A 19,936-nucleotide genomic window follows, 5' to 3' on the forward strand; every position below is an offset into this window, starting at 1 on the left:
CGTGCCCCGCAACCAGCACCCCGCCCACCGCTTTCCCCTCTGCCCGCCCGGTCGTCAGGCCACGTTCGGCAGGGCCAACAGCTGGCCCATCGCGGCGAGCACCGACGGCTCGACCCGGTAGTACACCCAGGTGCCTCGCCGCTCGGAGGTGAGCAGCCCGGCCTCCTTCAGCTTCTTCAGGTGGTGGGACACGGTGGGCTGGGAGACGCCGACGTCGGAGATGTCGCACACGCACGCCTCCCCGCCCTCGTGCGAGGCCACGGCGGAGAACAGCCGCAGCCGCACCGGATCACCGAGCGCCTTGAACATTCGCGCGGCAGTGTCGGCCTCTGCGGCCGTCATCGGGCGCTCGGTCAGCGGCGGGCAGCACGGCGTCACACCCTGACCGTCAGCGGGCTCGAGCAGCGGCAGCACCTTGGCATTCGACATACGTCTATGTTGACATACGTCGAACCAGGACAGGGAGGGCCGTCACTGGCGCGCGACATGGGAAGCCAGGCGCCGGGCGACGCGCTCCGCGTCCCGGCCGACCCCGCGCGGCGAGTTCGACGACAGGCTGCGCCGCCACTCCAGCCCGGCGAACGCCAGCCCCAGCACACCGATGGCGAGGCCCTCATGGCGCCGAGGGCTCCCATCGCCGTCCAGGGCACCGTCGAGGCCGGTGAGGTAGGGCAGGTCGGGGCCGTAGCCGGTGGCGAGCACGATCGCGTCCATCTCCTCCCGCTCCCCGTCCGGCCAGATGAGCTTGACTCCGTCGGCGCCGGCGAACATCGGTCGCCGCACGGGTCGTCCTGCGGCCAGGGCGGCCCGGTGGCGGCCGTCGTCGAGAACCGGCTGCGTCGGCGGGCTGCCGAGGAGCCGGCCGAGGGGGCAGTGTCCAGGCCGGTGCGCTCAACCAGAAGTGCGGATCACGGCCGAGGATGCGCTGGGCGGCGAATTTCACCGGCAGGCGGGTACTGAGCGTGACGCGTGCGGAGCCGGCGAGCTCGGTGGCGATCTGCACCGCGGAGTTACCGACCCCGACCACTGCCACCCGGCGGCCGGCAAACGGAGCTGGGCTGCGGTATTCGGCGGCGTGAAGCACCTGGCCGGCGACTCCCCCAGGCCCGGCAGCGCCGGCCGCCGCCTTCGAGGAGCACCTCGTACGCGGATCCGGTCCGGCGTACGGAGTTGACGCGCCGGCCGGTACGGATATCGGCGTCCAGGCGGCCGGCGTAGGCGGCGAGGTAGGCGACGACCTCGTCGCGGGGCGGGTGGCGGTCGCGGTCGGCGCCGGGGAACGGTATCCCCGGCAGGGAGCTGTACCGGGCGGGCGAGAACAGCGTGAGGCTGTCGTAGTAGCGCGGCCACGACCCGGCTGTGCGGTCGGATGCCTCCAGCACCACCGGCCGCAGCCCATGGCGCAGGAGCGCGTGGGCGGCGGCGAGTCCGGACTGGCCACCGCCGATCACAGCGACGTCGACGTACTCCATCAGCACCCAGTTTCGATAAACGTCTATGTTGACGTTCATCAATACAGGTGCCATGCTGGGTCACGCAAGCCATCGACAGATATCGAAACACGCAAGGAGTCGTCGTGAACGCGCCCGCCACAACCGAGCTGCCCGTCGTCGTGATCGGTGCCGGACCCGCCGGTCTGGCCGCCGCCGCACACCTTCTCGACCAGGGCATCGAGCCCCTGATCCTGGAAGCCGGCCACAGGGCAGGCGCCGCGGTGCGCGAGTGGGCTCACGTACGCCTGTTCTCCACCTGGGGTGAGGTCGTCGACCCGGCCGCCGAGAAGCTGCTGGCGTCAGCCGGCTGGACCCGGCCCGACCCGGCCACCTACCCCTCCGGTGGCGACTGGGCCGAGCAGTACCTGCAGCCGCTCGCCGACGTCCTCGGCGACCGCGTCCGTCTCGATGCGACGGTCACCGGCGTCTCGCGCACCGGCCGCGACCGCATCGTTGACGCCGACCGCGAGCAGCAGCCGTTCGTCGTTCACTTCACCCACGCCGACGGCCGGGAGGAGCGCGTCTTCGCCCGCTCCGTCATCGACGCCTCCGGCACCTGGGCCACGCCCAGCCCGGCCGGCGGAAGCGGCCTTGCCGCCCTCGGCGAGCAGGCCGCCGCCGACCGGATCACCTACCGTGTCCCGGACCTGAAGGACCCGGCCGCCCGCGCCCGCTACGCCGGCAAGCGCACCGCCGTAATCGGCTCCGGCGCCTCCGCCTTCACCGCCCTCGCCTACCTCGCCGACCTCGCCAGGTCCGGCGACGGCGCGGGAACGAAGGGTGTGTGGATCCTGCGCCGCGGCATCTCCGGCTCCACCTTCGGCGGCGGAGAAGCCGACCAGCTCCCCGCCCGCGGCGCTCTCGGACTCGCGGCGAAGGCCGCCGTCGACCAGGGCCACGCGAACGCCGTCACCGGCTTCCGCACCGAGAAGATCGAACGCGACGCCGACGGCCGCCTGATCCTGGTCGGCGAGGACGGGCGCCGTCTGGACGCGGTCGACGAGGTGATTGCCCTGACCGGCTTCCGCCCCGACCTGTCCTTCCTGAACGAGCTGCGCCTGGGACTCGACGAGCGCCTACAGGCACCGACAGGACTGGCACCGCTGATCGACCCCAACCAGCACTCCTGCGGCACCGTCTACCCCCACGGCCACCGCGAACTGTCCCACCCCGAACAGGGCGTCTACCTGGTCGGCATGAAGTCCTACGGCCGCGCCCCCACCTTCCTCGCGATGACCGGTCACGAGCAGGTCCGCTCCGTCTCCGCCGCCATCGCCGGCGACACCGTGTCCGCCGACCGTGTCGAACTCACCCTTCCGGAGACCGGGGTGTGCGGCGGCGCCGGACTCTTCGACGACCCGACAGCCGGGCAGGGCGACGAAGGCGGCTGCTGCGCTCCGGCACCCGCTCTCGTACAGATCAGCGTCGGCACCCCCGTGCCGGCCGCAGCCGCTGAGATCCCGGCATCCGGTGGGTGCTGCGGGTCCTGAACCACCGCGCCCCGGCCACCCATGGCCGGGCGCTTCCGTTCTGTGACAGGAGGAACGTCATGTCACGCATACAGCTCGCTCTGCGCGTCCCCGACCTCCAAGCCTCGATCGCCTTCTACAGCAAGCTCTTCGCGACCGAACCGGCCAAACTGCGCGAGGGGTACGCCAACTTCGCCATCACCGACCCACCGCTCAAGCTGGTCCTCGTCCAGGGCACACCGGACACGGACACGCGGATGGACCACCTCGGCGTCGAAGTCGACACCACAGACGAAGTCCACTCCGCCACCTCCCGCCTCCAGGACGAAGGGTTGGCGACCGACGTCGAGACCGACACCACTTGCTGCTACGCCCTCCAGGACAAGGTCTGGGTCCATGGCCCGGGCCAGGAACCGTGGGAGGTCTACGTCGTCAAGGCGGACGCCGACTCGATGGTCGAGCAGAAGAGCGGCACCTGTTGCGCAGGCCCGGCTGTCACCGAAGCGGGCCCGCCTGTGCCGGCCGAGGCCGGTGGCTGCTGCCCGTGACCTACCTCGATGCCCACGGGGCCGCGACCGGAACAGGGGACCGGTCGCGGCCCCGTGCAGTACTCCCCGCCTTGTGCGCCACACAGAACTGTCGACGGGTGAGGCGATGCCGGTCACCATCCGCTCGACGGAGAGCGTTCGCACCGGACAGCCCCGGGGCGCTGAACTGATGGCGGCCTTGATGTCCTTCACGTACGTAGCGTGCGTGGGGAAGCGCTTGATACGGGGAGCGAAGTCCACATCGGCGACTCAGCCCTTGCGCAGCGGGGTCCATCAATTCCAGCTGCTGGCGCTACGCGGTCGCGGTCCATGCGCTGCATTCAGCTTCAGCGGGTGGTCCGGCCGACCGAGCGCAGCCACCCTCGGTGTCGTAGCGACCCAGGACCAGCAGCTCCGGGCGGGCCGGGGATCCGGTGATCCCGCCGGTCAGCGCCCGGCGGTGTTGCGCCGGCACTGGTGAAGGGTCGGTATTTGCAGCGTGCGCAATTCCGCGACATCGGCACGTGCACATGCCACAACGCCCCGGTCCTAGTTCGCCTACGGCTGGTCGGTGGACGGTTCAGCAAGAGCGAGACGGGTCCAACGCTGAAACTCCTCTTCGTGGCTTCCTGTGCGCGTCTGCTGGGTGACCGCCGCAGTGTCCTCGGCGGCCGGATCGCCATTGCGGGAGAGGAGCTCCAGTGGCCAAGCCGGAGTGGTGGTCTGCTGGCCGTCGAAGGGATGCCAGTCCCAGGGGCCGTCGAACAGCCAGGCACGCCCGTCATGGTCAACGACTTCGTCGCCTGCCTCCAGGAAGGCGTAGGGACGGAACAGCAACTCGATGCGGATGGGTTCAGCGCCGACCGGGTCGAGGGCATATCCCTGGTCCTCGAGCTCCGGATCGTGGGCCTCGCCCTGCCGCAGTATTTCGAGGTAGCAGGCGGGGCGGGGCAGCATGCCAGTCATCAGGGGCGGATCGAAGTGGTGGACGGACGCGATGTGCACCACGGTCGGCGCGATCCCCACCAGGCAGGTGTCGCCGGCGTTGAGCTCTGTTTCCGCCGGCACGGTACAGAAGTACGTACGGTCCCGGTCGAAAGCCTCCGGCGTGGGCAGCACGGTCTCGCCGTTCCAGCAGAAACTGTGCGCCTCCGGATCGACATCGTTCCACGGCCACCGTACGGACACGTAGAAGCGAGAGACCGAAGCAACTGTGGTCTCGGTGAGTGGGCATTCCAGCGACAGCACATCGCCGGCCCGGAACCGAACACCAACCCCGTTCAGGCGATGCCGGCCCGTCGCCCCTTCTTCCCAGTCACCCATCACGTCCTCCTCGTCAAGGAGCGATCATCACAGACGGGAACGTGCCGCCTCCCGCAGGGGGTCGCGCTGACCATCTGCGGGCGGGCGCACGGGCAGAGTTCTGGGTGAGCTGCCGTCAACAGGTCGAGGTCTGGCTGCCTGAGGGTGCTGTGCTGGAGCTTGTGGGTGTCGAGCCAGGTCAGGAATTGTTGGGCGCAGCGGATGTTGTTGGCGCCGCCTTTACCGGCGCTGACGGTGTAGCGGCCGCGGGCCGGGCGTCGTCACGCGTCTCGGACGGTGCGCCATTGCGCGAAGGGGCGTGTCATGTTCGCGTGGTGGGGAGACGGTGTGGTCAGGGTTCGTGTGACCCACCGTTCGAGGCGGGCCAAGATCTCGTCTCGCCTGGTGAGGATCCCTGCCGTCACCAGTAGCCCGCGGATGTATGACGTGGGGGCGTTTTGTGGGAGAGCCTCGAGGGCTTCGTGGGTGAGGATGCCCGGCTGGCGGACGAGCTGAGCCAGGAGGTGTGCTGAGGGGCTTCGGCGGACCCGGGGGCCGATGGGGGCTGTGGGTGCGGAGGGCGGTCGCCTCTCGGCGGAGGGCTCCATAGGGTTTCAGCCGAACGATCTTCCCCATGGGCTACAGGTGAGGCCCGGGGACACTGTCCCCTCCGTACCCACACGTCGATGAACGCTCGACTCCTGCCGATCATTCCCCGCGCCCCCCGGGCGACCGACCGCTCGGAGAACGGCTTCGCAAAGGACTCGTCCCGGTGGCGAATGATCACGTCCGCGAACCTGCCCGACCGCTTCGTCTCGGGACGCCCCTCAAGCGCCTCGGTGGGCCTCGCGCCGACCTCAGCAACCCAGCGCTAACGGCCACGGAAGTTGAGCGAGAACCCCACTTCGGGAGCACTCCCAATCAGAGAGTGTTCGATTTCACTCAGCCACGGGCCTCGGGTAGCCGGCGTTTCGGCTGTGGTGGCCCTACCGCTCCGTATTTTTGGCCGGGTCCCGCAGAGTCCCGCTGGTGTGGAACGGGCCGATGGCGGCGCCCGGGCCGACGTCTCCGGTGAGGAGGCGCCCTCGTGGGTTCCACCCCCGGGTCCGCTCGTAGTCATTGCGCAGTCCGGCTGGGATCAGACGCAGCCGTTCGTTGGGGAGAGGCCGGCCGTTGGATGCTGCCCACCCATAGATTGCCTCGAAGTCGGGAGCCGGTGAACCCATGATCGCGTACACAGGAAGGGGGTCTTCGGTGAGTACGGTGCGGGGCAGGGAGAGACCGAATCGTTCCTCGAAGATGGCCAGACCGCGGCGGTCGCGATCGTTGTAGTCGTCGATGTCGGGATCGCAGTAGGTCTTTCCGTCGGAGCGCAGAATGCCGGCGGCCACAAGGTCGGGGAGGAGCAGATCAGGATCGTGGCCATAGCGGTGGTGTTCCTCGCTCAGCCCGAATCCGCAGACGGTACGCCCATCACGCGCGTACAGGACCGTGGTGGGCGGGTGCTCCGAGTTGTAGTGGTAGTGGACAGCTTCCACACCGTCGCGTGAGACTTCGTCCAGTCGGTTGAGGTAGGGGCCGTACGTGATGGCGAACGCCCAGCCGGAGTGTTCGCCGGCGCGCACTACTGCGCTGCTCGGTCCACGGTCGGGGTAAGCGTCGACATCAAGGCTCACCATCTCGGCATCGGTCATCGGCTGCGTCCCGGACCCGAGCGGGGCACCCATGCGAAGCGCCAGTTCCGCTGAGTCGATGCCACGGGCGAAGTGCACATCCAACATCCACCCGGAACTTGTCGTCGAGCCGACCATCCACTGAATCCCGTCGCCCACGGCGCACTTTCCTTCCGTCCTCAACCCGTCGCAGTGACCTTAGGGCGCCTCACTGACATTGTCCGTCCAGCTGTTACGGAGAGTCAGAGTTGCGGAGCCATGCGATGGCGGCCGGGGTGGGCGCGAAGTCGAGGTGAGGTGAGTTCCAGGGCCCGGTTGTCGCGTCCGGCGCTCATGTGGTTGAGCCAGCGTTCGTACCAGTCGAGGAAGTCGGTGGCGGAGGAGACGTTGGGACCCCAGAACCCATCGCTGTTGCCGATGAGGGCGCGGCCGGTGAGGGGACCGGTCACCGCGATGACGCATACGTCGGTGCAGCCCATTTCGATGACATGGAGGAAGAGGTCGCGTCCGTGGGCCCCGGGTTCTGCGCCGTCGAAGCCGCGGGGTGTCCCCGGTTCCTCGCGCGGATTCATGACCAGCAGGGAACACCGCTCCAGCGGCTTGAGGCCGTAGAACGGCGCCGCTCCTGAGCCGCCTATGTGTGTGAGGAACTGCCGGTAGGCGTCGGGAAGGACGATGTCGTGCTCGGTCTCGAACGCAGCGGCGCGTGCTTGCGCCAGCTTCGGACCGAGGCAGAACTTGTGTTGCTCTTCCCCGAAGGAGTGACTGCGCAGTGGTTGGAATGGGATCGCGGCCAGCTTCCGACGCAGACGGGGAATGCGGGGATCCATTGTGCGTCTTCTCTCGTCCCCGTCACCCTAGGGGTGGCGGTGGTCAGTTGGCCAGCTGACCACTCTTCCGCAGGTGGGCGAAGCCGGCACGGCCGAGCATCTGGCGCTTGAGCATCTTGATCCGGTTGTCGTGTCCTTCGACGACGCCGAAGTTCCAGGGCAGGGAAGCGCGGCTTCGGAGACGACCCGGACCGTTTTCGAGGACGAGGCCGGGCTTCTCGATGACGCCGCCTCTTGCCCGTACCTGGAGCCGGCGCGGACATACCACCGTCATCCGCGTGCGTGCCAGGCCCCACCGCCGGACCACTTCGCCGCGCTGTGTTGCTCAAGGCCGGCGGTCGGCCATGCTCAGCGACGGACTGGTCCGCTCAGCGCGCCGCCTTCTCCCAAGGTCTGGCCCCCGAGCTTTCCGGTGGTGCCGAGGTCGAGGTTCGGGGTCACTGTCGCCGAGTCGGTATCGGCCTTCGCCCGGCCCCGCACAGCTCTCGTCCTATAGCTCCGCGAACCTGCCAGTTCATCAGTACCAGCGGACCGTACTCAGCCCGTTGCCGAGATCCGTCACCTCTGCTCCAGCAAGAACAGCCGGGACAGCCTGAGCCGGTCCGTCCGGAACTGCACTCGGTCCGGACGCGGGCCCATCGGCAGGCGGCCATACAGGACCAGCGCGTCATCATCCCTATCCGCTTTTTCGCCACCCAGATCGACGAGCAGCGCGACAGTCCTGTCCAACTTCCGATGGATGAGCCGCTGACTACACCGGCCCCGCCCGGGGTCCTTACCCTCACCGCATCCAGTGCCCGTCGGTGCTCCATCCCACAAAGCGGCGGGAGCGTCCGGCGTCTGCCGTTCCGTCGTTGTCGAAGGTGCCACCCCCAGCGACCAGGACCAGGCCCGCCAGGACGGGGGCAAGCCGGGTGGCGACGTGGGCCGGATGGCGGGCCGTCTCCTCCTTCAGACCTGCGACAACCCGGCGCTGCTCCTGCGGTGGGCACAGGGACAGATGGAACACCATCTGGCGCCACGCGTATGCAGCGTCCTTGATCGTGCCCGACGGACGCGGATTGTGATGCACACGGGCGGTCAGCCGGCACACGGTCACGAAGCAGCGCTGTGCCAGGTCGGCCCAGCCGGGACGGGGGGCGATGCCCACCCGGTTCACCAGCGTGGCCAGGTTGTGCGTGGTGAGGATCTGCGCTTGTTCGATCACCGTCCCGTTCGCCGGGACCGACCAGGGCCGCGAGGGCGACCCAGCTCGCTCGGCGCACAGCCGCGCGAATCCAGGGGAGGTTCGGACACTGGTCGAACGGGTCAGGGCCTCGCCGGTCTCGACGATCGCCAGATTACGGATCGCCGCGTAGTCGATGCCGTAGTAACGCTCGTACAGCGTGCCGCCGAGCAGTTCACCCGCGTCCCGCGCCGCCTTGAGGAACTTCGGGCTGAACGTGCCCATGAAGATGTCTGCAGCCAGCTCCTCCACGAACGGGGCCCCAAGGTCGCACTGACGGTCAAGAACCCCGAACTCGCGAACCAGCGGGTTGGGCAGGAGCGTACCCGGGAAGGCCTGCACAGCAAGCTCCCCAAGCTCCCGAAGCACAGACAGCGCACCTTCATCGTCCGACGTGCCCGATGCCGCAGATCGCTGCTCCGACACCGCTCTGACCCAGGGCAGCTCCTCGACGCGCACCTGCCGTTCCAGATTGAGCAGGAGCAGTGAGCGGCGGTTGCGGAATGCCCGGTAGTTCGCGGCCATCACAGCCCGAAGGGTTGAGTCGCCGTACGCGTGTGCGGTGGTGGCGGCGACCAACTGCGGCACCAGCTCGGCCATGACCTCGGCGGACGGGACGACACCCCGCTCCATGAGCGTGCCGAGCGGGGCACTCAGCGCAAACTCGACCACCTGGCCAATCGTGACCGGTATGACGGCTCCGACTGGCAGGCCGGTCTCCCGGCCCTCGTCCTCGGCCACCGGGCCCAGGAGCGGGGCGACGTCGGTGATGCCCGTCTCCAGCGGGAGTACGGCGAGCCGGCGCAGCATCAGCTGGGCCAGGGCGTGATGGGAAGGGAGCTCCGCCTGCTCGGCCTGGCACCGGCGCAGCGCCATGTGCGCGGTCGAGCCGGGCACACCGCGCCGCCGCACCATGGACTGCACCGCGTGCCGCAGCAGACCGAGCCGGCGCGCCTCCAGCGGCCGCCCGGCGACGGCCTCCTCCAACGCCCCTCGCAGAATGCCCAGGTTCTCCTTGGGGTCGCTGTGTTTGGTGCACAGGGTGTGTTCCGCGGCGAGCAGTCGGTATCGGCCGAGCAGAACCTCGCCCTGCGCTCGCCAGTCGGCGTCCGGGACGAGCCCGAGGACCTGGCCGTCCCGCTCGGTCCGCAGCCAGTGGGCGAGCAGCTCGTCGCCGAACGGCTGCCACACGGTGAGTGCCTCGCCCTGGGTGTCGACGGCCGCGTTGGGCCGTCGCCGCATCAGGGTGTCGACAGCATCGGAGGCGGTGTGCCGGTGGACGGCCGCGGTGGCTTCTGGTGAGGGCCCGTCAGCCGGGCGGGGCAGGAACCTCAGCCGGTCGGCGAACGGTTCCAGCTCGGCCACGAGGTCGAGCGCCGTGCTGGTCCGGCCATGGCTCACCAGCCAGGCCATGGTGAGCAGCGCGGCCTCCTCGGGCACACCGATCCCGTAGCGGCCGCTGTCCAACCGGGTCCACAACCAGGCCAGCCCCGGCTCGGTGAGGCAGAAGGCGAAGAGCGCACGCCGCTCAGCGGGAAACCCCGAAACTTCGTGCGGCTGCCGTCTCGTGGGCTTGGAGTGGGCCGCCCGCACTCGCGGTCCCAGTGGCGAAGCCGCCCCGCATCACCTCAGGAGTCACCCACGACGGGAGCCCGGCTACGGGCGTACGCGAACCGACCGCCAGCCGGCCTGAGGCGATGGCCGCCAGAACCTCCTGCCATCGCTGGCCACGCACCTCGGCACGACGCCGGGTACCGGCATTCTCATGGGTCAACGCGGTTACGAAGGCTTTGGCCAACTGGCCCTCCGGATAGAACCGGCCCGCGATAAGAGGCTGCTGCTCAGCGTTGTCGTTCATAAGCCGACGTGGCAGGTTCCGCCCCTGCGCCCTCCGGGTCCAGAGCCCGGTGCTCTACTGCTGAGCTACACGCCGATGCCGGCAACGTTAGGCGTCGGGTGATCACCCCACAACCGGCTTTTCTTCGGGGCATGGCAAATGCGTCAAAGGACAGCTCCCCCTTTCCCCCCCCTTCCCGCTGGTGGACATCTGCGGTCCTCTGACGGACAGCGTTTTTCCCCAGTGAGTGACGTCAGTTCAGGGGAACGACACCAAGTTCGGTGGTGGCCTCGTTGAGGCGGTGGCTGGCCCTTGGCCGGGTGAAGGCTGCCGTTGACGGCCAGACCGTGTCGTTCGTAGACGGCATCGACCAAGCGGTAGAAGCCTTCTGCGGCATCCGGAGAGTTCGGCGGGAGGCCGACCCGCGCGGACAAGGTCTTACAGGTGGGCTCGGGCCCGGTACTTGTGCCCATCGCCGCGCTGCCACTATCGGCGCGGCGTGCCCAGGGTGTCCTTGGGCTCACCCACGCCGCCGGCGTCTTGCCCGCGTCAGCCGCGCAGACGTGAGAACCAGTCGGTGGCCTTCTGCTCGGGCACGGCCTGGTCGTCCTCCTGGTCCCGTGCTTCACGCCCGGCCAGGCTTGCTGACGGTCGGTCTCCGTCACATCAGCTGCCGGCCGACCAGCGGAGCGGCGCCCGTGAGGCCTTTGATGGAGGTGCGACATCGACGGAGGATGATGCAAGCCAGCGGGTCCGCGCGGTGAAGCGGGCCCATGGTGCCTACCGACAGCAGGGAGCGTCCTTTCCGATGCCCGCAAAGCCCATACGTCCCGAGCGCACCCGTTCCGCGTCCGCCGCGGGAATGGACGTTCCATCGTTCAAGCTTTCTCTCGTCAAGGCGGTGTTCAGGGACGTCACCCCGCTGCACGTCTCGCGGTCGGCCGCCCGGGCCGCCGCTTCGGTGACGCGGACAGTGCTGACGGACATCATTGACGGCGCGCTGCGAGCGGCGGAGGAGGAGCCCCGGAAGAAGCTGCTTCCCACCGACCTTGTGACAGCCATCGGCCGGAACGTCGAGCTGGAGGTAGGAGACAGTTGGTACCACCACAGTCCTACGTTCAAGGGGCTGACCGGCGTCCTGCTCGACGCCGAGGGTGCCGTCGTACACGCTCCCAAGCGCAGCAGGTCACGCAAGCCGAGTGCCGTGGTGGGCGCCCACAGGTTCGAGGCCGGGGTCAGGAGGCTGCTGCGCAACCGGGGTACGGCAGCCGTCCCGGCGATGGTTCGCGATTTGGACGGGCTTGCGAGCGTTTTCCTGACGGACCTCGCCCGGGACGCGGCCATGGTCGTCCGGGAGGGCGGGATCAACCGGTTCGGCACGGTAACCCTGATGACGCCGGGCGAACCGGCTGATATGCGCACGTCCGTGCCGGCGCCGGTCCCGGCCCTGTCCACCCGCACGGGAGACGGGCGGACCATCAGCAGGGACGACGTCCTGGCCGCCACCACGATCCAGTTGTCCGGCGAAGTCAGGCAGCGAGCCCTCACCGCGGCACGCGAAGCGACAGAGACCGGTTCGGACGGCTGAGCGGGGCTGCAGGAGTTTCCGTTGGACCTGGATCCCGGCATTCGCGCCATACCGAGCTGTGCGCGCACCGAATGCTTCAGTGAGCCGTCACCAGGTCCACACGCGAGGAGGCCCAGAAACGACTGCGGCGTGCGTCGGAAGCGGGCGATGAACACCCTGGCCACCGGCGGCCAGGACACCACGATCCGCGTGTGGGATGTTACGGACCCCGGTTGCGTCGGGCCGGTCGGCCGTCCGGTGAGGCACCACGAAGGCATGGTGCTCGCCGTGGCGTTCAGCCCGGACGGCGTCATGCCGGCCAGCGGCAGCTACGGTCCATCCATGTGGTGGCCCAGCACAGCTCGAAGCCGAGCTGGAGCAGAATTCGACCATGCTCTGGGTTGAGCCAGACTCGCAGGGGGCGTCGTCGGGACGACGACAGGCCCGTGCCGTCCTGCTGGGCGTCCTTCCGGGGAACTCTAAGTGTGGTGCAGCCGTCGGGACGCCTCTCCCGGCTTGGCTGCACAGGGGTTGAGCGGCCCGTCCACGTCGAGGACAGAAGTGGTCGGTTCACGGTCTCCCCCCGGTCTTGCGCACTGTGGACCGCCTTGATCGGCGTAGCCAGGGTGGCCACGCAGCCCCACCGCCCGCGCGTCGCTCACCAGTCAGCCGCGTCGTCATGGAGACCCTGCGGCGGGCTCACGTGCTCTTGAGCCTCTCGTCGTAGTAGTGCTCGCCCCCGACCAAAACCGACGTGACGTACAGGGGAAGACCCCCCGATGTGCGCGGGACTTCCTGAGAGGTCTGACGGGTGAAACCCAGGGAAACGCCGGGGATGAAGGGGTATTCGGGATCGGAAAGGTCGACCGTCCAGCCGCGCTCTTCTGCTCGGCGGAAAAGGTCCTCTGCCGGTGTCGTGAAGACGTCGTCGCCGTCGAGGACTACCCGGACGTCCGTGCTGCGGTCCTCGCCGGGCCACCACAGCTCGACCGCTGTGACGGCCTTGCCGGAACCTTCGAGCAGGATGTTGACCTTGATCTCCTGGTATGCGGTGAAGATCTTCTTCGGGGGGCGGCCGTCTGCGGGCAGCACTCTGGGGGTGCCCCAAGAGGCGACGGCGGCAAGGGCCTCGTCGGGTGTCATGCCCAGGTGGACGGGCCCGGCATGGTGAGGCGGGTTCAGGATGAGATCCACGGGGTGATTCTCCTCTGCGTAGGTGTATTACTTCAGGATGTCGTAGTCGATCGTCCAGCCGCGCTTCTCCAGCATCTGCTGGAACTTCCTGTTGTGCGCAAGGCTGTCGATCATGTCTCTGATATGCAGTTCATACTGAATTCCGAAATTTGCCCGGACTTCATTGATGTCCATCATCATCGCCTGATCCCAGCGTCCCGCATCGATGAGTGCACGCTGATCCGCCCGCCACTGGATTGAGTCAGCACCAGATCCCGTGCTGGTCATCATGCGGTGATGGTCGTATTCCATACGGATCGAAGGCCCCATCCCCGCGCCGCCACCTTCGCTGTTCGTCCTGAACCCGGGCTCATCGAGGTGGGCGTAGGAGTTCTTGGCGGGGATGTGATTGATTTCCATGTTGACGTCGGTACGGCGCGAACCGTCGGGATTCTTGAGGTTGGCGGGCTTCATGCCGTTCCACCAGCCGCCGTTCTCCGTACAGCCCCTGGCGATCAGCCCTTCGGGGTCCATCCACATATGGGGGTTGAGGACGTAGGCCACCGGGTTCGGGGCAGCGTCGAGCCCCAAGGGGTCGGGGCTGATGTACCGGCCGACTGTGGGGTCGTAGTAGCGGAAGCAGTTGTAGTAGAGGCCGGTCTCGGCGTCGTCGTACTGGCCCGGGAAACGCAGTGGCGTGTAGGCGATGGCCGTTCGATTCCACGACGTTGTGCCCCACACGGTCATCCGGCTCTGCCAGGCGACCTTGCCGTGCTCGTCGACCAGCTCGGTGGGAGTGCCGATCAGGTCGGAGATGATGGCGAAGAACCTCGAGTCGGTCCCGGAGCCCGCTGCTGAAGACGACGCGAGGCCGGTACGGCGTTCCAGCTGGCTGAGTGGTGTCCGCCCGTCGTAGTCCCACGTGAGCGTGGTGCGCTGGGTTGTGTCCGTCTGCTCGACAAGGGTGGTGCCGTCCCAGGTGAAGTGCACTGAGTGCACGACGATGCCGTCCTCGTCCACCTGGTATTTGGCAGTCCGCCTCCCTAGAGGGTCGTAGCTGTACTGCCATAGAGCCCCGTCGGGAGTACGGCAGGAGATCAGCCGGTCTTCAGCGTCCCACGTGTACTTCCAGACGTCCGGCTTACGTGACAGCCGGGCCTTGTGCCGGGCGATGGTTCGCCCTGCTGCGTCGTAGGCACATCGGACGGATCCGGCACTCCGGAGCCTGGTGCCCTCGTAGATACGCGCGCCTCGCTCGTCGGGGCGGCGCGCCTGGTCGGGCCAGCTGCCCTCGGTCTGGTTGCCGACGCGGTCGTAGGCATACGTTTCGGACCAGTTCTCCGCCGTGACGCGCACAGGACGGCCGACCGGGTCCAGCTCGAAGCGCTTGGCTGTCGCGGCCACCGTGTCGGTGATCTTCCTCAGGAAGCCGTCCTCCCGGTATTCGTAGCACCAGGAACGCAGTTCCTGCTCACCGGACGCCACCGTGCGTGTAGCCAGACGACCGGCCTGGTCTCAGCCTGACGTGAGCGTCAGCGGCGCAGGACCAGTGCCTACGGTGCGGGTGCGTTCGCGGCCTCGGGGATCACGGGTGAAGGCCAGTGTGCGGCCGCCGGTGTGGAGCGTGGTGCGGTTGCCGGCGGAGTCGTAGGTGAGCTCGGAGATGACTCCGGTCGGGGTGATGCGGCGAGTCGTTCGCCCCGCCTGGTCGTGGGAGAAACGTATGGTTCGCCCGTCTACCGTCTCGGCGATCACGCGCCCGTTGGTGTCGCGCTCCCATGTCACCGTAGAAGTGGGAGACGTCGCTGCGCGCAGTTCACCGGCCGCGTCGTAGGTGTAGCGGGTGATCTGCCCCGCTGCGTCCTTGGAGATCACCCGGCCACCGGCGTCGTAGGTGAGAACGATGTGTTCGCCAAGAGGTGTGATGCGGTCCGTCAGGCGGCCGGCCGCATCGTAGGCATAGGCGTGGGTCCTGCTGTCGAAGTCGGTCTCGGAGACCAGGTTGCCTGCGGCGTCGTAGCTGTAGGACCAGGTCAGACCGTGCGGATTGCGGACCTTGGTGAGCCGCAGCTCGTTGTCGTAGTCGAACTCGTACCGTGCTCCGTCCGCCCCGATACGCGCCGCGAGCAGGGAGAAGTGGGTGTACTCGAAACGCGTCGTGTCTCCCCGCGGGTCCGTGTGGGCCAGGCAGTTGCCTTCGTCGTCCCAGCTCCAGGATTCCTCGGTTCCGTCAGGGCGCACACAGCGCGAGAGCCAGCCGTGTGGGCTCCACTCCATGAGTGTGACCGCACCGGCCGGGTCAGACATGCGCACCGGCCGACCAAATGAGTCGCGCCGGGTCTCGTACTGGTGGCCGAGGGGATCGGTGAGGGTGAGAACGACCCCCGCCCGGTCGTAGGTGAGGTGTTCACTCGCGCCTGTAGGGTCCACCCGCTCGGTGACCTCACCATGAACTCCGATGCGGTAGCTCGAGGAACTGTCGTCGGGCGCAGTGAGGGAAACGCGGTTTCCGCGTTCGTCGTACCTCCGCTGCCACACCGTGCCGTCCGGGCCGGTCGACCGGACGGGCAGGTTCAGCTCGTTGTATTCCATGGTCGACGTCGCGCCGTCCGGCTGCCGGACCGCGACAAGATTGCCACCCTCGTCCCACGTGAACTCAGCGGTGTTGCCGAGCGCGTCCGTCCGGGACAGCAAGTTGTCGTAGCGGTCCCACTGGCGCATCACCGTGTTGCCGAGAGGATCGGTTTCCGCGATCACCTGCCCGAGCTCGTTCAGCCGCGTGACGGTGACCGCTCCGGTCGAGTCGGTGAAGTAGGTGATCCGGCTCTCCGCGTCTAGGAGAATGACGACGACAAGGCTCCGTCCGGTCCCAGTGTCCGCACCACGCGGCCCGCAGCGTCGTACAAATACTGGTAGGTGTACCCGTTACGGTCCGTCCACGAGGTGATCCGATGCTCACCGTCGTACGAGAACCGCAGCGCAGGCCCGTCGAAGTTGCTGACGGCCTCCAGGTTGCCCTCGCCGTCGTATCCGAGGACGGCAACCTTGGAAGGGCCGTCCGGCGTGAGAACCTCGAGCGCTGTCACACGGCCCGCGACCGGGTCAGTCGTCACCGCCACGCGGTAGCCGCTCTCGTGTACCACCATCGTCGGCACGCCGTCGTGATCACGGGCTATCCGGAACGCGTTGCCATTGCTGTCCTCGATCTCCGCCAGCCAGTACTGACCCCCGGCCCGGTAAGGGCTGCCGGTGAAACGCCGTATCAGGCCCCCGTGCGGATCGCGTACGGCATACGTCACGTCGCCAAGGGCGCTGCGTGCCTCGATGCGCAGCGGGATCCTGTCGCCTTCAAGCGGCAAGACCTCCGTGCCGTCCTGGACAGGCATCGATGGATACACCAGGACAGATCCATCGTCCCGGGCCCAGGCCAGCCCGGTTACGCCCGGTTCCAGCCGCTCATCGAGCGTGCTCGCCCAGCTGGGGCCGAAGCTGTGGCCGTAGCCGTAGCTGGAGATGTGCGTACGGTTGAGCACCAGCGGGAGAGCACCAGGGAGTGCGAGATCGGTCTGGGCAAGCACCATCTCCCCGGACGCGATGTCGACAGGGTCGGTCTTGCACCGCCGGCTCAACAGCGACATGGCTATGTCACGAGCCCGCTCCCGGGCGTTGCCCAACCGTGAGGGCCGGGTGCGCCCGGTTTCCCGAGTGCTGCGGGCTCCCGAGCCGTCCTTGCCGCTCTTCCCGTCCTCGACCTTGGTCTTGCCAATACTGTCCCGAATGTCGAGATCAGTGTTCTTATGGGTTTTTGAACTGCTGCTGATGGCCGCAGGGAGTTTTTTGCCGATGTGCTCGCCCATGTCGCTCAGGGCCTTGGTGAGCTTCTCCATGACTCCGTCGATGGTGCTGTCCATGACGGCCGTCAGAGAGTCCTTGCCCCTCGCCCGCCCATGATGCCCCTTGGCCTTGCCGAGCTTGCCACTGGTCTTGTCGCGCATGGCGATCTGCACGGTGTTCAGGTGCATACCGGTGCGCGCGTGCGCATCATGATCAATCTTCGGCCCGCCCGCACTGCCCCCACCTGCGCCACCACCGGCGGAGGCGAGCTGCAGGCTGTCCTTGCCGGCCTGCGCCGTCTGGCCGGCGTCGTATCCGTTCTGCACGCCGGTGACGTTCAGCGCCGTCTGGATAGCCAGGTCCGTGACGATGCTCTCCAGCGCGGCGACCGCCGGCTGGGTGAGCGTGGCGACGATCTCAGCGACGGCGGCCTCCGCCATCTCCTTCAGAATCCTCTTGAACGCGATACGCGTTGCCGCAATCTTTCCCGCGGCGAGCAGCGTGGAGAGACCGGCTGTCACGGGCGCGAACGCAAGGGTGATATCCACCGTGGCACAGAGATCAGCCAGTTCACCCACGGCCGCGATCTTCCGGGCCACGATGATGTCCGCAACGCGATCCAGTGCGCCTGCGATCGTCCGGGCAGCCTTCCCCAAGTCCTTGTGCTTCCCCTGGACCTTCCTCCAGTGCTGATCCAGCGCGGACAGCGACTCACTGCCCCCTGACGACAGCAACGCCTGGATGTGCGCGTGCGCCGCGCCCGCGTCCTCGTCCGCGTCGTCCGCGAACTCCCGCAGCGCATCGGCCATGTCCCGATATGCGTCTTCGTCGACGTTCGGCCACCCCACACCAACGACATCGAGCATCGCGTCGACACCGTCAGGAATCGTGTAACCCACGATGCATCAACCCCGTTACCTCACCCGGTGGAACAAAGATCCACAGCGTGCCATGCGCCGCCCACACAGACCCAGACACGCCCCGGCCATCACCATCACCCGAACGGCTTCCGGCGCTTCGGCCGACGCGTGTTGATCGGCGCGTACGGGTTCTGCAACCGCGCCCCGCAGACAGGACCGCAAATCGCACCAGAGCACTCAGGAGGCACCACCGCCCATCCCCGACGCCCGCACCCTCGGCCCGGCCCACTACGTCGCCCGCCTTCTGGAACACGTCCTGGCCCGGCATCACGTTCCAGCAGGGGGTCGCCCTGCACGCCGCCGTCACCGCCGACGCCCCCAAGTCGCCGGTCCAGCAGCGGCTTTCCACTCCCGGGCCGGCTCAAGCTCGACAAGGAAGTACCGGTCGGCCTCGGAGTGGTGCCGGTCCCCGTACGGTCTCGGTCCCGACCTCCCGCCCGGTGCTGCGGTGGTCAGTTCTGTCTGACAAGATCCGTTCCCACACGGCAAATGTCATGTGCCGTTCATAAGAAATGCGTCAGGCCCGGTGCTCCGGCCCGGTCTTGACCTGGGAGGGGAACTGATGCACGCCACCACTCGACGGAGATTCCGGACGCTGGGCGCGGCCGTGAGCACACTCGCGCTGACTGCCGGGATCCACCTGGGGAGCGCCGGGGAAGCGGCCGCGGCCGTGGCCGAAGGGCCAGTCTTCAACAAGCCCACGGGCACGTACGAGGAGCAGCGTGCCATCCGTACGCAACTGCTCTCCTACATCACCACCGCGGCCCCGCAGTCGGACATCAAGGTGGCCCTGTACCACCTGTACGACGAGGAGGTGGCCCAGGCCCTCGCGGACGCCCACACGCTCCGCCAGGTGAACGTGCGGATCATGCTCGACTCGACCAGTGTGATCCCCACCGACGGCTCGTACGAGATCCTCGCGAACGCGCTGGGCACGGACCGTACCCAGTCGTCCTTCGTCGGACTCTGCCCCGCCAAGCGGTCCTGTTTCGGCGACCCCGACGCTCTGTCGAGCAACGGCATCAACCACAACAAGTTCTGGCTCTTCTCCCAGGTCGACGGGGCTTCGGATCTCGTCGTGCAGAGCTCGTCGAACATGTCGCCCTCGGGCTACACCCGCATGTGGAACAACGCCTTCGTCCTGCCGTTCAACCCCGCGATGTACGGGACGTTCGCGAGCTACTTCGACAAGCTCGTCGCCATGGACTGGAAGGCGTGGAAGTACACCTCGGTCACCCACGCACCCTTCAAGGCCTACTTCTTCCCCTACCCAGGGTCGGGCAACTCGCTGGACACCGTGTGGAACACGCTCGACAACGTCACCTGCAAGTGGACCGAGGGCAGCACGACCAAGCAGACGAAGATCCGGGTCGCGGTGCTGCGGCTCACCCGCCAGGGTGTCGCCGAGAAGCTGACCGCACTGCAGAAGGCCGGCTGCTCGGTCGACGTGCTCTACGCCGAGACCGACAGTGCCGCCGGCTCGGGGACGCCCGGCACCTGGGAGGCCCTGCACGCCTCGGGCGGGCCGGCGCTGCGCTGCTACAACCACGACGAGGACGGCGTCCCCTCGACCACCAACTCAGTGATCCACTCCAAGTACCTGCTCATCGACGGCAAGTACGACGGCGTGGTCAACAAACTCGTCTGGACCGGCAGTCACAACTACTCGGGCCCGGCTCTGCGCGAGAACGACGAGGCGCTGCTCAAGATCGACGATTCCACCTACCACGACGCCTACGTCGCGAACTTCAACGCGGCGAAGGCGGCGGCATTCCCAGGCACCGCCGACGACACCGACGCGTGCAAGGGCGTGAAGACGACCTCGGACGACTGACCCGGCACCGACACCCACCGGTTCCCGTTACGTCGACGCGGTGCGTCGGCCTGTGTCCCGGCTACCAGGCCAGGAGCCCGGTTCCAAAAGCCGGTCCACGGCTGTCGCATGCCCTCGCCCACGTGTTTCGCGGGGCAGCCGGTACCCGCCGGGCCCTGCTCGTATCGGTACCAGCCTGTTCTCCCGGCGAGCTCCGCTCGGCACCCGCCCCCCGGACACGCCCTCCACGCACACACCCACCCCTTCACCTCC

15 protein-coding genes, 1 tRNA gene and 3 pseudogenes are annotated in these 19,936 nt (G+C 67.8%); 6 read left to right on the top strand and 13 right to left on the bottom strand.

Annotation, left to right across the window (positions count from 1 at the left end; genetic code table 11):
• Positions 1-54: 54 nt before the first annotated feature.
• From HED23_RS15965 to HED23_RS35165, 3 genes are all read right to left on the bottom strand, one after another.
• Positions 55-429 (bottom strand): ArsR/SmtB family transcription factor, encoded by a 375-nt coding sequence (locus tag HED23_RS15965; protein ID WP_203184067.1) that lies wholly within the window; start codon positions 427-429, stop codon positions 55-57.
• A 184-nt stretch (positions 430-613) separates the two neighbouring features.
• Complete coding sequence (locus HED23_RS35160) at positions 614-1,084, bottom strand: hypothetical protein (RefSeq protein WP_238441982.1); 471 nt, start codon at positions 1,082-1,084, stop codon at positions 614-616.
• Positions 1,011-1,526: an FAD-dependent oxidoreductase gene (locus HED23_RS35165; RefSeq protein ID WP_238441983.1), complete on the bottom strand. Its 516-nt coding sequence runs from the start codon at positions 1,524-1,526 to the stop codon at positions 1,011-1,013. Before HED23_RS35165 ends, HED23_RS35160 begins: the two co-directional genes overlap by 74 nt.
• A 50-nt stretch (positions 1,527-1,576) precedes the next feature.
• Between HED23_RS35165 and HED23_RS15975 the strand changes: the two genes are divergently transcribed.
• Complete coding sequence (locus tag HED23_RS15975; RefSeq protein WP_203184068.1) at positions 1,577-2,983, top strand: NAD(P)-binding domain-containing protein; 1,407 nt, start codon at positions 1,577-1,579, stop codon at positions 2,981-2,983.
• 59 nt (positions 2,984-3,042) lie between these two features.
• Complete coding sequence (locus HED23_RS15980) at positions 3,043-3,510, top strand: ArsI/CadI family heavy metal resistance metalloenzyme (RefSeq protein WP_203184069.1); 468 nt, start codon at positions 3,043-3,045, stop codon at positions 3,508-3,510.
• A 537-nt stretch (positions 3,511-4,047) separates the two neighbouring features.
• Here HED23_RS15980 and HED23_RS15985 read toward each other — a convergent pair.
• The 3 genes from HED23_RS15985 to HED23_RS15995 form a co-directional block, all read right to left on the bottom strand.
• Positions 4,048-4,812, bottom strand: coding sequence for a hypothetical protein (locus tag HED23_RS15985; protein WP_203184070.1), 765 nt, complete (start codon positions 4,810-4,812; stop codon positions 4,048-4,050).
• A 965-nt stretch (positions 4,813-5,777) separates the two neighbouring features.
• Positions 5,778-6,623 carry a DUF6461 domain-containing protein gene (locus tag HED23_RS15990; protein ID WP_238441984.1) on the bottom strand — a complete coding sequence of 282 codons (846 nt, stop codon included), beginning with the start codon at positions 6,621-6,623 and terminating at the stop codon, positions 5,778-5,780.
• An 83-nt stretch (positions 6,624-6,706) separates the two neighbouring features.
• Positions 6,707-7,294 (bottom strand): SMI1/KNR4 family protein, encoded by a 588-nt coding sequence (locus HED23_RS15995; RefSeq protein ID WP_203184071.1) that lies wholly within the window; start codon positions 7,292-7,294, stop codon positions 6,707-6,709.
• 190 nt (positions 7,295-7,484) lie between these two features.
• Here HED23_RS15995 and HED23_RS36090 point away from each other — a divergent pair.
• Positions 7,485-7,628, top strand: a pseudogene (locus HED23_RS36090) (IS630 family transposase); the annotation flags it as partial.
• Positions 7,629-8,075: 447 nt separating this feature from the next.
• Here HED23_RS36090 and HED23_RS16005 read toward each other — a convergent pair.
• Positions 8,076-10,377 (bottom strand): annotated as a pseudogene (locus tag HED23_RS16005) (hypothetical protein).
• Between the two features lie 3 nt (positions 10,378-10,380).
• Positions 10,381-10,452, bottom strand: a tRNA-Gln gene (locus HED23_RS16010).
• Between the two features lie 712 nt (positions 10,453-11,164).
• On the opposite strand from HED23_RS16010, the gene HED23_RS16015 reads away from it, so the two are divergent.
• Complete coding sequence (locus HED23_RS16015) at positions 11,165-11,944, top strand: hypothetical protein (protein ID WP_203184072.1); 780 nt, start codon at positions 11,165-11,167, stop codon at positions 11,942-11,944.
• A 147-nt stretch (positions 11,945-12,091) separates the two neighbouring features.
• Positions 12,092-12,328 carry a WD40 repeat domain-containing protein gene (locus HED23_RS36095; protein ID WP_420803035.1) on the top strand — a complete coding sequence of 79 codons (237 nt, stop codon included), beginning with the start codon at positions 12,092-12,094 and terminating at the stop codon, positions 12,326-12,328.
• On the opposite strand, the pseudogene HED23_RS35180 reads toward HED23_RS36095, so the two are convergent.
• From HED23_RS35180 to HED23_RS16035, 5 genes and pseudogenes are all read right to left on the bottom strand, one after another.
• A pseudogene (locus tag HED23_RS35180) lies at positions 12,237-12,497 on the bottom strand (hypothetical protein); the annotation flags it as partial. The gene HED23_RS36095 and the pseudogene HED23_RS35180 overlap by 92 nt on opposite strands.
• Before the next feature lie 125 nt (positions 12,498-12,622).
• Entirely contained in the window at positions 12,623-13,117 is a 495-nt protein-coding gene (locus HED23_RS16020; RefSeq protein WP_203184073.1) for a hypothetical protein, read from the bottom strand.
• Between the two features lie 27 nt (positions 13,118-13,144).
• Complete coding sequence (locus tag HED23_RS16025; protein WP_203184074.1) at positions 13,145-14,581, bottom strand: RHS repeat domain-containing protein; 1,437 nt, start codon at positions 14,579-14,581, stop codon at positions 13,145-13,147.
• Positions 14,582-14,611: 30 nt separating this feature from the next.
• A complete protein-coding gene (locus tag HED23_RS16030; RefSeq protein WP_203184075.1) occupies positions 14,612-15,853 on the bottom strand; it encodes an RHS repeat protein in 1,242 nt (413 codons plus the stop codon).
• A gap of 77 nt (positions 15,854-15,930) precedes the next feature.
• Positions 15,931-17,829 (bottom strand): RHS repeat domain-containing protein, encoded by a 1,899-nt coding sequence (locus HED23_RS16035; RefSeq protein ID WP_203184076.1) that lies wholly within the window; start codon positions 17,827-17,829, stop codon positions 15,931-15,933.
• Between the two features lie 583 nt (positions 17,830-18,412).
• Here HED23_RS16035 and HED23_RS16040 point away from each other — a divergent pair.
• The gene (locus HED23_RS16040) at positions 18,413-19,684 is read left to right on the top strand and encodes a phospholipase D-like domain-containing protein (RefSeq protein ID WP_203184077.1); all 1,272 of its coding nucleotides are present in this window, start codon (positions 18,413-18,415) and stop codon (positions 19,682-19,684) included.
• Positions 19,685-19,936 lie beyond the last annotated feature (252 nt).

The sequence above is a fragment of the Streptomyces pratensis genome, from assembly GCF_016804005.1.
Taxonomy (GTDB): domain Bacteria; phylum Actinomycetota; class Actinomycetes; order Streptomycetales; family Streptomycetaceae; genus Streptomyces; species Streptomyces pratensis_A.

What these genes read in the sequence shown, in the direction of transcription:
- HED23_RS15965 (WP_203184067.1), bottom strand. Translation starts at nt 429, where the DNA reads ATGTCGAATGCCAAGGTGCTGCCGCTGCTCGAGCCCGCTGACGGTCAG.
- HED23_RS35165 (WP_238441983.1), bottom strand. Translation starts at nt 1,526, where the DNA reads ATGGCACCTGTATTGATGAACGTCAACATAGACGTTTATCGAAACTGG.
- HED23_RS15980 (WP_203184069.1), top strand. Translation starts at nt 3,043, where the DNA reads ATGTCACGCATACAGCTCGCTCTGCGCGTCCCCGACCTCCAAGCCTCG.
- HED23_RS15985 (WP_203184070.1), bottom strand. Translation starts at nt 4,812, where the DNA reads ATGGGTGACTGGGAAGAAGGGGCGACGGGCCGGCATCGCCTGAACGGG.
- HED23_RS15995 (WP_203184071.1), bottom strand. Translation starts at nt 7,294, where the DNA reads ATGGATCCCCGCATTCCCCGTCTGCGTCGGAAGCTGGCCGCGATCCCA.
- HED23_RS16015 (WP_203184072.1), top strand. Translation starts at nt 11,165, where the DNA reads ATGCCCGCAAAGCCCATACGTCCCGAGCGCACCCGTTCCGCGTCCGCC.
- HED23_RS36095 (WP_420803035.1), top strand. Translation starts at nt 12,092, where the DNA reads ATGAACACCCTGGCCACCGGCGGCCAGGACACCACGATCCGCGTGTGG.
- HED23_RS16040 (WP_203184077.1), top strand. Translation starts at nt 18,413, where the DNA reads ATGCACGCCACCACTCGACGGAGATTCCGGACGCTGGGCGCGGCCGTG.